This is a genomic window from Mycobacterium sp. AZCC_0083, from assembly GCF_014202335.1.
Classification (GTDB): domain Bacteria; phylum Actinomycetota; class Actinomycetes; order Mycobacteriales; family Mycobacteriaceae; genus Mycobacterium.
This window is the reverse complement of the sequence record NZ_JACHGP010000018.1, coordinates 62290-74180: the sequence shown is the minus strand read 5'-3', so window position 1 is coordinate 74180 and position 11891 is coordinate 62290. Positions and strand designations below refer to the sequence as shown.

The window sequence follows — 11891 nt, the reverse complement described above, 5'->3', positions numbered from 1 at the left end:
GGCGAACGCAACTGCGCGTGCACAAGCCGCTTAGATCACGGCAATGCGCCGGGGCTGAACTCCTCCAGCATCTCGGTCACCAGCGCCGCGATCGGCGAACGCTCACTGCGCAGCAGCGTGATGTGGGCGAACAGCGGGTGACCCTTCAGCTTCTCGATGACGGCCGCGACACCGTCGTGGCGGCCGACCCGCAGGTTGTCACGCTGCGCCACGTCGTGGGTGAGCACCACGCGGGACCCGGCGCCGAGTCGGGACAGCACCGTCAGCAGCACGTTGCGTTCCAGCGACTGGGCCTCGTCCACGATGACGAAGGAGTCGTGCAGGGAGCGGCCGCGGATGTGCGTCAGCGGCAGTACCTCCAGCATGCCGCGGGAGAGCACCTCTTCGAGCACGGCCGGGCTGGCCAGCCCCTCCAAGGTGTCGAAGACGGCCTGAGCCCACGGGCCCATCTTCTCGCTCTCGCTGCCTGGCAGGTAGCCGAGGTCCTGGCCGCCGACGGCGTACAGCGGCCGGAAGACGACGACCTTGCGCTGCGTGCGGCGTTCGAGCACGGCTTCCAGGCCCGCGCACAACGCCAGCGCCGACTTGCCGGTGCCCGCCTTGCCGCCGAGCGAGACGATGCCGACCGACTCGTCGAGCAGCAGATCGAGGGCGACGCGTTGTTCGGCTGACCTTCCCCGGAGGCCGAACACCTCGCGATCACCGCGGACCAGCTGCACCTTCTTCTCGGCGTTGATCCGGCCCAGTGCGTGCGAATTTCCGCCTAGGAGGCGAATTCCCGTGTGGCACGGCATATCACGTGCATCGGCCAGGTCGATCTCACCGTCGGCGAACAGCGTGTCGATCTCGTCGGCGGCGACGTCGATCTCGGCCATCCCCGTCCAGCCCGACGTGATGACGTCCTGGGCGTGGTACTCGTCGGCGGCCAAGCCGACCGCACCCGCCTTGACCCGCAACGGAATGTCCTTGCTGACCAACGTCACCTGCTTGCCCTCGGCCGCGAGGTTGGCCGCGCAGGTCAGGATCCGCGCGTCGTTGGTGTCGGTCCGGAAGCCGAGGGGCAGCACCGTCGGGTCGCTGTGATTCAACTCGATCTGCAGCGTACCGCCTTGCGTGCCAATGGGAATCGGTTGATCTAGCCGTCCGTGTTCCAATCGCAAATCGTCGAACATCCGCAACGCCTGGCGGGCGAACCAGCCCAGCTCGTGATGATGGCGTTTGGCCTCCAATTCGCTGATGACTACCAATGGAACGATGACTTCGTGTTCGGCGAACCGAGTGCACGCCCAGGGATCGGACAGCAGCACGGAGGTGTCGAGCACATAGGTCCGAACGGACGAATCAGTCACGTGGCGCTCCTAGGCCCGTGCGGCACCGCACGAACTCCCTCGGCGGTTACCGCGGTACCAGGACCGGGGCCGGTCCCGTCTTCGTCGAAACGACGGATACCGCCCGGATAGCAGAGCATGTCGGCCATCGAAACCGACGCTACCCCCGACGCGAGGATTGCGCCGCGCAGGCGCGCCGTGGCCGAAATGTGTCCACTCGGTTAACTACGTGGTGACGAATTTCGCGAGCTCGGGAGCGTCCGCGACGCCCCATGCGGTAATGCGGTCGGAGAGGACTTTCTTCAGCGCGGCGGCGTCGAAGATGCCGCTCTCGGCGACCAGCTGGACCTTGTCCTGATAGGCCTCAATGTCCGCGCCGATCGGTTCGATGGCGGCGGCGCGCTTGGCGATCGCCGCGACGGTCACGTCGCGGTCGTTGGCGACGAGGTGGGCGACCAGGTTCGCGAAGAACTCCTCGTGGCGTTCCTCGTCGAGGGCGATCCGGCCGACCATGGCCGCCAGCACCGGCTCCTCGATCTGCGCCTGCAGATTGCGGCAGAACACGGCGTGGGCACGCTCGAAGAACGCCATGAAGACGAGTGTCTCGATCTGGCTGTAGGTGTCGGCGCGATAGCCCTTCATCACGTGGGCGACGCGGACGTCCTCGTTGGCGGACGGGTCGATCTCGCGGGTCACGACCAGGTAGTTGCGCAGCGCGACGGCGTGCAGGTGCTCCTCGGCGGTCCAGCGTCCGATCCAGCGGGCCCATCGCCCGTCGAGGATGAAGTGCTCGACGATCTCCCGGTGGTACCCGGCGAGGTTGTCCTTGGTGATGAGCAGGATCTCGAGGGCGTCGGTGATGTGCTTGGGCAGCGTCACCGAGGACGGATCCCAGTCCGTGCCGCCGAGGAAGGCGAAGTTCTCACCCTGGTCGAACGGCACGTAGTCGTGCGCGTACCAGAGTTCCTCGGTTGCGAGGTGGCGGGCCAGGTTCTCGTCCACGACCGGCTCGAGCTCGAGGATCAGCGCGTTGGCGACCGGTTTATCTGCCATGAAAGTAACTGTAACCCGGATTCACATGTTCCCGGAAATCTGGGTACCGCGTGTCAACGGACCCGATCGCAGGACCTACAGCGACAACCCCGGGTACAGGGGATTCGCGTTCAGGAGTTCGGCCGCCGCCGCATGCACGCGCTCGGCCATTCCGTCGGCCAGCGTGTACTTGGCCTTCGAGGTGGCGTGCGGCTCGGTGTTCTTCAACACGTCGACCACCAGCTCGGCAACGCGGTCGAAGTCGTCGGCGCCGAAGCCCCTGGTGGTCAGCGCGGGGGAGCCGAACCGGATGCCGCTGGAGTACCAGGCGCCGTTGGGGTCGTTGGGGATGGAGTTGCGGTTGGTGACGATGCCCGCGTCCAGCAGCGCGGACTCGGCCTGACGGCCCGTCAGCCCGAACGACGTGACGTCGAGCAGCACGAGGTGGTTGTCGGTGCCACCGGTGACCAGCCGGGCGTCGCGCTTGAGGAACCCGTCGGCCAGCGCCTTGGCGTTGTCGGCGACGTTCTGGGCGTAGGTCTGGAACGACGGCTGCCTGGCCTCGGCGAGTGCGACGGCCTTGGCGGCCATGACGTGGCTCAGCGGTCCGCCGAGCACCATCGGGCAGCCCTTGTCGACGGCGCCGGAGTACTCCTCGGTGGCCAGCACCAACCCGCCGCGCGGTCCGCGGAGTGACTTGTGCGTCGTCGTCGTGGTGACGTGGGCGTGGGGCACCGGGTCCTCGTCGCCGGTGAAGACCTTGCCCGCGACCAGGCCGGCGAAGTGCGCCATGTCGACCATGAGGGTCGCGCCGACCTCGTCGGCGATCTCGCGCATCTTGGCGAAGTTGACCCGGCGCGGGTAGGCCGAGTAGCCCGCCACCAGGATCAGCGGCTTGAACTCGCGGGCGGCCGCGGCGACGACGTCGTAGTCGAGCAGCCCGGTCTCCGGGTCGGTGCCGTAGCTGCGCTGGTGGAACATCTTTCCGGAGATGTTGGGCCGGAAGCCGTGGGTGAGGTGTCCGCCGGTGTCCAGCGACATGCCGAGCAGACGCTGGTTGCCCAGCTTGGCGCGCAGCGTCTCCCAGTCCGCCTCGGAGAGGTCGTTGACGTGCTTGGCGCCGAGCTCGGCCAGCCCCGGCGCTTCGATGCGGGTGGCGAGGATGGCCCAGAACGCGACCAGGTTGGCGTCGATGCCGGAGTGCGGCTGTGCATAGGCGTACGGCGAGCCGAACAACTCGCGGGCATGCTCGGCGGCCAACGCCTCGACGGTGTCCACGTTCTGGCAGGCGGCGTAGAACCGGTGCCCGATGGTGCCCTCGGCGTATTTGTCGGAGAACCAGGTGCCCATGGTCAGCAGCACCGCGGGCGAGGCGTAGTTCTCGCTGGCGATCAGCTTGAGCGAATCCCGTTGGTCGGCAAGCTCCTTGCGCGTCGCGGCCGCGATACGGGGTTCGACGGATTCGATGACCTCCAACGCCGCGCGGTACGCGGCGCTCGCGGTGTCGGCGTACTCGGCACCGAGGCCTGCGGAGGAAGTCACGGAGTCAGCAGTCATGCCGACCAGCCTAATCCTCGGCAAGCGCCCGTCGGGGTCAGCCCGCCCGCAAACTCGAGGGGATCAACGGCTCGTCGAGAAGCCGGCCGAACCGCTCCCCCAGCGTCACCTCGGCGGGCCGCGCGTCCAGCCAGCCACGCAGCAGCCGGTACCCCTCGACGTAGGTGCTGGTGTAGGCCCGCCACAGCGGTGAGGACAGGAACCGCAGCGACTGCCGCGCCCTGACCTCGTTGGTGAGCAGCCAGCGCTGCATGAAGACGGCGACGTCGTCGACGTGGCGGTGCTCGTCGTGCAACATCAGCGCGGCGTCCTGACGGACGTCGGCCAGCGCCGCGGACGCCTCCGAGATCGCCTCGGCCCGTTCACCGTCGAAGCGCAGGCCGAGGTCGGCGTAGATCTCGGAGGCCCAGGCGCCCCACTTCGGCCCGATCGCGGCGTGCAATGCGAGATCGGCCAGGCCCTCGGCCATCAGGCACTGCGGGGTGTTGACCAGGAAGATGGTCTGCTCGGCCTGGCCATCCCGTGCGACGAGCCCGGCTTCTTTTCGGCAGTGCTCGGTGTGGTGACCGGGATAGGACTCGTGCGCGACGAGGCGCGGCAGGTTGGACATCTGCTGTTTGAGGTCGGCGTTGACGGCGACGGTGGAGCGGTAGTCGCCCTCGTAGTAGTTGAACCCCGACCACGGCTTGTCGGTGACGACCTCGTAGACGATCGTCTCGGTGTCCGGCAGCGGGTACTCGGCGCGGACCCGATCGCGCAGGGCGCTGGAGAACGCGTGGATGCACTCCTCGAGCCGCTCCGGCGGAATCTCCTCGCTGTCGCGGTGGGCCTGCATCCGCTCGGCGAGCGGGCCGCTGCCGCCCAGCGCGTCGTCGAGCTTGCGGTGCGCCTCGCGGTACCGCTCGGGATCGCCCTTGACGATGTCGACGTCGAAGTAGTCGCGGACCTCCTCGACGAACCCGACGTCTTGGCCTGCGAACCTGCGACCCGCGCACGCCAACGCCTTGAGGTGCGCAGCGAGGTAGTCGGCGCGCTGGGCGTCGAGACCGTCGGCGCCGGGCACCTCGGCCAAGAGTCGTTCGGCGGTCCGCGCCAGAGCAGCCGGGTCGGGCGCGGGCTCGGACTCGACCGCGCGGCGCAACGCGGGATCTCCCGTGAATGAGTCGACGTATCCCTCCTCGACCCGGTCGAATCGCAGACCGAGCAGCAGATACTCATTGATGAGGGTGGCGGAGTCCATACCCCCAACCGTAAATGCAAGACTGAACACATGGCGCGGACCAGCGAGCCGAGTCCATACGTCGAGTTCGACCGCAGTCAGTGGCAGGCGCTGCGCATGTCGACTCCGTTGAAGCTCAATGAGAAAGACCTGACGGGGTTGCGCGGCCTCGGTGAGCAGCTGGACCTGCTCGAAGTCGAAGAGGTCTACCTGCCGTTGGCCCGGCTCATCCATCTGCAGGTCGCGGCACGTCAACGGCTGTTCGCCACGACGGCTGAGTTCCTCGGCGAGCCGCAGCAGAATCCGGACCGCCCGGTGCCGTTCGTGATCGGCGTCGCGGGCAGTGTCGCGGTGGGCAAGTCGACCACCGCCCGCGTGCTGCAGGCGCTGCTGGCCCGCTGGGAGCATCACCCCCGCGTCGACCTGGTCACCACCGACGGCTTCCTGTACCCCAACGCCGAGCTTTTGCGGCGAAACCTGATGCACCGCAAGGGTTTCCCCGAAAGTTACGACCGGCGCGGCCTGATGCGATTCGTCACCGCGGTTAAGTCGGGCTCCGATCAGGCGTGTGCGCCGGTGTACTCGCACCTGCTGTACGACATCGTGCCCGGCGACCAGACGTGCGTCCGGCATCCGGACATCCTGATCCTGGAGGGCCTCAACGTCCTGCAAACCGGTCCAGCGCTGATGGTGTCCGACCTGTTCGACTTCTCCGTCTACGTCGACGCCCGCATCGAGGACATCGAGGGCTGGTACGTCTCACGCTTCCTGGCGATGCGCGCCGGCGCGTTCGCCGATCCGCAGTCGCACTTCCACCACTACTCCACGCTGACCGACGACCAGGCGGTGTTCGCCGCCCGCGACATCTGGCATTCGATCAACCGACCCAACCTGATCGAGAACATCCTGCCGACCCGGCCGCGCGCGACGCTGGTGCTGCGCAAGGACGCCGACCACTCGATCAACCGGCTGCGGCTCCGCAAGCTCTAACCTCCCCACCCCTCACGCGATTTGTGCACGCTGGGTTGCGCTCATCGCAACCCAGCGTGCCGAACTCACATGGTCAGGCGCGCAGGCGGCGCAGGCCGAGGTACTGCAGGTCGGCCATCACCAGGGTGAAGACACCGCTACCCACGGTGCCCACGATGCCCGCCGTCGTCAGCGGAAAGACGCCGGCGAGCACGGCGACGACCGTGGCGACGCTGTAGACGAGGTTGCCGATGGCGCACACGCGGCCCGTCTGGCGCACCGACGGCCGCGAGGACAAGAAGAGCACGGCAGCGCTGTAGGCGACGAACAGCGCGCCGACGGTGTACTCGAAGCTCGTGGTGGTGCCCGACAACTCGGCGATCTGCGGGCCGAACGCGAGGCCCACGACGCCCATCAGGCCGCTGCCGACGGCGTCGAGGCGTAGCGCGAATCGCAGGAAGGAGTCGCGGGTGGTGGTCGCTGGAACGGTGATGGCAGTCATGGAACTTCCCTTCAGTTTGGTGAGTGGAGCGGAGAGGCCGGTGCGGGCCGCACGCCGTAACCTCTTGCGGCGGGCGGCCGCGCACCGGTTCGGAGGGAGTCACGCCAGACGGCGCACTCCGAGGTACTGCAGGTAGGCGAAGCCGAGAGTGGACGCGATGGTGGCGAGCATCATGGCGACGCCCGTGGCGGTCAGCGGGACCACGCCGGCCGCCAGGACCACCAGCGCGACGATGGCGAACACGACGTTCGCGGCGATGATGCCGGCGCCGATGCGCCGAATGGCCGGTGCGGCGGCGAGCACGTACAACGTCACGCCGTAGGCGACGAGCGCGGCACCCGCGATGCACTCGGACGTGGCGGACAGTCCCGACAATCGGGACAGCGGGTCGGCGGCGATGGCGATGAGCAGGCCCGTGCCTGCGCACAGGGTGGCGTCGGCGCGCATCGCGAATCGGAGCAGGGAATCGGTACTGCTGGACAGGGGGCGGGTGGTGATCGTGGCGGTCATCGTGGGCTCCTCGGCGGTGAGGCTGTGCTGGTGTTGCTGACACCACGAACACTGCTCAGGAACCACTGCCAGATCGACGCCTGACGCTGCCAATCACTGCCAGCCGCAGGTCAGAGGGGTTACGAAGTCGCGGGTACCGGGGTCCCGCGCAGGTCCGCGGCGATGACGCGCGCTGCCGCGTTCTGCCAGTTGTGCAGCGAGCGCTGCGGCACCTCGGTGACGAACCACTGCCAGGCGCGGCGGGCCACCGGGTCCAGACCGGCGGCCGTCGCGTTCTGCGCGTAGGCCCGCACGCCGACGACGTAGGGGAAGTAGAGCGAGTTGTAGTGGCGCCACTGCTCGGTGGTGCCGAAGTCGCCGCCGTCACGCGGCTTGAGCGCCGCGATGCGGTCGGCGAGCAGCGCCTTGAGTTCGTTGGCCCGTTCGAGGGGCTGGTCGGGCACGCCACGCTGGGCCAGCCGATCGTCGATGACGGGCAGCGCGGTCAGCGGGCTCGCGACGAGCTTGGACAGATCGCCGTAGTGGCCGAGCGCGCGCCGCGTCAGTCGGACGAAGGTGTCGTCGTCGATGCCGTCGAGCGGGCTTTGCGAACGCAGCGGCAGCGCAGATTCGGTGCGACGCAACGTGGCACGGTCGGCGCGCAGGTCGGGTGAGCGGGAGAACGCCAGTCGGTCGAGCACCCCGGCGAGCGGGTCGGCAAGCACGTTGATCGACAGGGCGATCGCCAGGCTGGTGAACAGCAGCACCGTCAGCGCGGTGTGCTCGTCGGTGACCGCCATGCCGATCAGGGCCTGTCCGCCGAAGAGCGCGGCGACGACGACGCTGCCGACGAACGACCGGCGCATGTCGGCGCGCAGCGCCTGCCCTTCGTCGAATGCGTCCCACAGTGCGACGGCGATGCCGAGAAGCAACAGGTCGAAACCGGTGCCCGCCAGCGCCAGCCAGCTGGGGACCAACCCGAGCGGTATGACGATGATCGCGTTGCCGAGCGCAAAGAACAGGGTCGCTACGACGGCAACCCGGCGCACCCGCCGCGGCCTGCTCTGGCGTCGTACCGCCACGGCCATCGCACCGAGAGTCGAGACGGAGGTGACCCCAAACATCACCCAATGTCCAAGGCGCAGTGGACCATTCACTCCACCGGCCAGCGTCGCGCCGGTCAGGGCGAGTGCCGCGACGACGGCGATCGCACCCAGTTCCCCGACGCGGCTGCGCCAGGTGTCGCCGGGCCGGGAGAGCTCCAGCAGCACGGCGAACCAGGCGATGCCGGGCACGACGACGATGTACACCTCGATGCGGCTGAGCAGTTCGGCGTACGGACCTCTGCTGACGCGAACGGCGTCGAGGGCGACGACGACGGCGAAGCTCATCAGCCCGATCGCGGCCAGCACCAGCACGGGTTTACGCGGATCGCGGGCCAGCAGATAGAGCCCGAGCCACCAGCTCAGACCGAAGACCACTGCGGACATCGCCGCCATGTCACCAGTCTGACACGTTGCCCGCTCGGCCTACACGCCGTAACGCCGGTGCCGACGGGTGTAATCGCGCAGGGCCCGGAGGAAGTCGACCCGCCGGAAGGCCGGCCAATGCGCCTCGGTGAACCACATCTCCGAATAGGCGCTCTGCCACAACAGGAATCCCGACAGTCGCTGCTCCCCCGAGGTCCTGATCACCAGGTCGGGGTCGGGCTGCCCGGAGGTGTAGAGGTTCTCGGAGATCGCCTCGACGGTGACGGCTTCGACGAGTTGCTCGGCCGTCGCGCCGTTGGCGAGTTCCTTGCCGAGCAGCGCGCGGACGGCGTCGGCGATCTCCTGGCGTCCGCCGTAGCCCACCGCGACGTTGACGTGGAATCCGCCGTTGTTGGTGGTCGAGTCGACGGCTTCGCGCAACCGGCGGGCCGGCTCCTCGCCGAGCAGCGCAAGGTCGCCGACGGTGCGCACGCTCCACCGGTTGGCGGGTGCGCAGATCTCCTCGACGACGCCGGTGATGATCTCGATGAGCGCTGCCAGCTCGGCCGGATCGCGTTGCAGGTTCTCGGTGGAGAGCAGGTACACCGTGGCCAGTTCGACGCCGGCGTCCTGGCACCACCGCAGCATCTCGGCGATCTTGTCGGCCCCGACGCGGTAGCCGTAGCTGACGTCGTCGTGACCCTCGTCACGGGCCCAACGCCGGTTCCCGTCACACAGAACGGCGACATGCCGAGGTAGGTCTGCTCGGGAGCGCGCCAGCTCCTGGCGCAGCCGCATCTCGTAGACCCGGTAGGCCGGTTCCTTGAGTCGCGGGGGAATGAGGTCCACGAAGATCCAGACTACTGTGGGAATCGGTTAGTCCCCTGGCAGTCAGAGGAGGTGTTGTGACCACTTCGATCGATACCGCGGACTCCGAGCGTCCCGGTTCGTCGCGCGGAGAGGCCGAAGACCTACCGGAGGCATTGGCCGACGGCGTCGCCCAATTCCTCGGCAGGCCGCGCGCCCGGGGCTGGATTCACCTCTACTCGGCGGTCGTGGCCTTCATCGCAGGCGCCGCTCTGGTGTCGGTGTCGTGGGCGCTCGAGGGCACCCGCGCCGGGCTGGCCACGCTGCTCTACACGTTCACGATCGTGGCGATGTTCGCCGTCAGTGCGACCTATCACCGGGTGACCTGGGTGTCACCGACCAAGCGCAAGTGGATGAAGCGCCTCGATCACTCGATGATCTTCGTGTTCATCGCGGGCAGCTACACGCCGTTCGCCCTTCTGGCCCTGCCGTCGAACCAGGGCATGGTGCTGTTCTGGATCGTCTGGGGCGGGGCGATCGCAGGCGTGTTCCTGAAGATGTTCTGGCCGTCGGCGCCGGCCTGGGTCGGTGTTCCGCTCTATCTGCTGTTGGGCTGGGTCGCCGCGTTCTTCATCGTGCCGATCATGCATGGCGCCGGGGTGGCAGCGCTGGTGCTGCTGATCGTCGGTGGCGCGCTGTACAGCATCGGCGGCGTGCTCTACGGGTTGAAGTGGCCGAATCCGTGGCCGACGACGTTCGGGCATCACGAGTTCTTCCACGCCTGCACGGCGGTGGCGGCGATCTGTCACTACATCGCGATGTGGTTCGCGGTCTTTTAGAGCTAGTTGGGCTGGCAGAATCTCACGCCGGCTGCAGCCCTACCAATGCGTCCGACATGAGCACGCTGAGGTGCTGCCAATAGATCCAGTCGGCGATGGCCGCGCGTTGGGCGGTGGCGTCAATGGCGTTGTGCGCCATGAAGAGATACTTCTCCTGCGCGTGGTCGGCGTAGTCGACGAACGCTCGCAGATGAGCTTGCCCACGGTCGGGGGATTCGCTCATCATCGGCTTCATCACCTCGAACCACTTGGTGAAGGTCTCGTCGGCAGGAGGGTTCACGTCGGTCTGAGCGACCGGCAACACCTCGGACAACCGGGCATCACTGACCGCCGCCAAGGTTGCCGCGGCCGCGGGAGCGATCACCTCCAACCGGGACCGGCCCTGCATCTGCCCGCTCTCGGGAATGTCGTCCGGCTGCAAGGTAATCCGAGCCGCCCCCGCGTCGAATCCCTTGAACTGCGCCTCGGTCGCGATGACCTGCCGCAGACCCACGGCGTGATGCTGCGCCCAGCCCTGCAACGTCAACAGCGGATAGGTCGCCCACCGACCACGATCCGCCGGCGAGATGGACTCATCGGCCGAGGCCACCTTCACCTGCTCCGGCAGATTCACCCCCTCCGGGATGTAGCCGATGCCATAACTATTGGCGACGACGATGGTGCCGTCCGCCGCCAAGGCCGTCATCCAGTAGAACCCGAAATCGACTGACGGCTCCGCGTTAAGCGCCGCAGCGATCCGCCGCGCGACCTGCGCAGGATCGTTGCCGGGAGCACGCCGCATCGACCTCGCAATCGCGTCCCGCTCCGCGCGTGCCACGGACACCGGTATCGCGGCACCGGCGATGGCGCCGGCATTTGGGTTAATCGGCGGCACGACCGGCCCGAGACCCGCGGGATTCACGGGCGGCAGCGGCGCGGCCGGCGGCGGCGTGGCGGGCGCACCCAACGGCATCGACGGCGCGACCGGACCGCCCATCATGGGGCCACCGCCCACCGGAGCCGCGGGCGCCGCTGGCCCGCCACCGACGGGACCGCCGGGCGTGCCCGGCAAAGCGGACGGCGGAGCCGGGGCTGACTGATCAGTGATCGGCGCGGACACCGGCGGCGCCGTCGGCGATACCGGTGGCGCCGACGCGGCCTGCACCGTCGGACTGCCATTTGCCGCGGCATCGGCAAGCCCCTGCCCAAACGCCTGGGCGGGCGTCTGCGGCACGGCGCCCGCTGTCTGGGGCCCAGCCGCCGCTGCTTGCGTGGGGTCGAAAGCGGCCGGCGACACCGAGGGCGATGACGTGTTGCCCAATGGGCTTGGTGCGCCGCCGCCAGACGGACCGCCCGAGCCACCGATGCTTGGGACGCCCGGCGAGCCTCCGGGTGACGGGCCGGGCGTTCCGCCTGAAGGCACGTTCACGATCGGAGTTTTGGCAGCAGGAACCTGGACTGTAGGAGGTGTTCCTACGACAGGTGCGGGCTGGTACACCGGGCCCTTGCCCCCTGTCTCAGGTCTACCGACAGCGGCCGCTGGAACGGTGCCGGGCTCAGGAGGTGCGGGCTGCGGCTCGAGAACAGGACCTTTGCCCCCTGTGCCAGGTCTACCGACAGCGGCCGCTGGAACGGTGCCGGGCTCAGGAGGTGCGGGCTGCGGCTCGAGAACAGGACCTTTGCCCCCTGTGCCAGGTCTAC

12 protein-coding genes are annotated in these 11891 nt (G+C 68.2%); 2 read left to right on the top strand and 10 right to left on the bottom strand.

All coding sequences use genetic code 11. From position 1 onward, the window contains the following. Window positions 1–35 precede the first annotated feature (35 nt). From HNP02_RS33920 to HNP02_RS33905, 4 genes are all read right to left on the bottom strand, one after another. Window positions 36–1349, bottom strand: a complete 1314-nt coding sequence (locus HNP02_RS33920) for a PhoH family protein (protein ID WP_184445057.1) — start codon at window positions 1347–1349, stop codon at window positions 36–38. 204 nt (window positions 1350–1553) lie between these two features. Further along, window positions 1554–2381 (bottom strand): acyl-ACP desaturase, encoded by an 828-nt coding sequence (locus HNP02_RS33915; protein ID WP_184445056.1) that lies wholly within the window; start codon window positions 2379–2381, stop codon window positions 1554–1556. A 75-nt stretch (window positions 2382–2456) separates the two neighbouring features. Then, a complete protein-coding gene (locus tag HNP02_RS33910; RefSeq protein ID WP_184445055.1) occupies window positions 2457–3917 on the bottom strand; it encodes a glycine hydroxymethyltransferase in 1461 nt (486 codons plus the stop codon). Between the two features lie 37 nt (window positions 3918–3954). After that, window positions 3955–5157 (bottom strand): DUF885 domain-containing protein, encoded by a 1203-nt coding sequence (locus tag HNP02_RS33905; RefSeq protein ID WP_184445054.1) that lies wholly within the window; start codon window positions 5155–5157, stop codon window positions 3955–3957. Window positions 5158–5187: 30 nt separating this feature from the next. On the opposite strand from HNP02_RS33905, the gene coaA reads away from it, so the two are divergent. Continuing rightward, window positions 5188–6126, top strand: coding sequence for a type I pantothenate kinase (gene coaA, locus HNP02_RS33900; protein ID WP_184445053.1), 939 nt, complete (start codon window positions 5188–5190; stop codon window positions 6124–6126). Window positions 6127–6199: 73 nt separating this feature from the next. Here the strand turns inward: coaA and HNP02_RS33895 are convergent, their stop codons facing one another. The 4 genes from HNP02_RS33895 to HNP02_RS33880 all read right to left on the bottom strand — a co-directional run bounded on the left by HNP02_RS33895 (window position 6200) and on the right by HNP02_RS33880 (window position 9414). After that, window positions 6200–6607: a hypothetical protein gene (locus tag HNP02_RS33895; RefSeq protein WP_184445052.1), complete on the bottom strand. Its 408-nt coding sequence runs from the start codon at window positions 6605–6607 to the stop codon at window positions 6200–6202. 99 nt (window positions 6608–6706) lie between these two features. Next, on the bottom strand, window positions 6707–7117 hold the full coding sequence (locus HNP02_RS33890; protein ID WP_184445051.1) for a hypothetical protein: 411 nt from the start codon (window positions 7115–7117) through the stop codon (window positions 6707–6709). A gap of 119 nt (window positions 7118–7236) precedes the next feature. Next, window positions 7237–8595 (bottom strand): hypothetical protein, encoded by a 1359-nt coding sequence (locus HNP02_RS33885; RefSeq protein WP_184445050.1) that lies wholly within the window; start codon window positions 8593–8595, stop codon window positions 7237–7239. A gap of 30 nt (window positions 8596–8625) precedes the next feature. Continuing rightward, complete coding sequence (locus HNP02_RS33880; protein WP_184445049.1) at window positions 8626–9414, bottom strand: (2Z,6E)-farnesyl diphosphate synthase; 789 nt, start codon at window positions 9412–9414, stop codon at window positions 8626–8628. A gap of 56 nt (window positions 9415–9470) precedes the next feature. Here HNP02_RS33880 and HNP02_RS33875 point away from each other — a divergent pair, with 56 nt between their 5' ends. Then, the gene (locus tag HNP02_RS33875) at window positions 9471–10211 is read left to right on the top strand and encodes a hemolysin III family protein (protein WP_184445048.1); all 741 of its coding nucleotides are present in this window, start codon (window positions 9471–9473) and stop codon (window positions 10209–10211) included. A gap of 22 nt (window positions 10212–10233) precedes the next feature. On the opposite strand, the gene HNP02_RS33870 is transcribed toward HNP02_RS33875, so the two are convergent. Both HNP02_RS33870 and HNP02_RS42315 read right to left on the bottom strand, forming a co-directional pair. Next, window positions 10234–11619: a hypothetical protein gene (locus HNP02_RS33870; protein WP_184445047.1), complete on the bottom strand. Its 1386-nt coding sequence runs from the start codon at window positions 11617–11619 to the stop codon at window positions 10234–10236. A 44-nt stretch (window positions 11620–11663) separates the two neighbouring features. Next, a partial coding sequence (locus HNP02_RS42315) for a hypothetical protein (protein WP_221318345.1) occupies window positions 11664–11891 on the bottom strand: 228 nt, incomplete at its 5' end.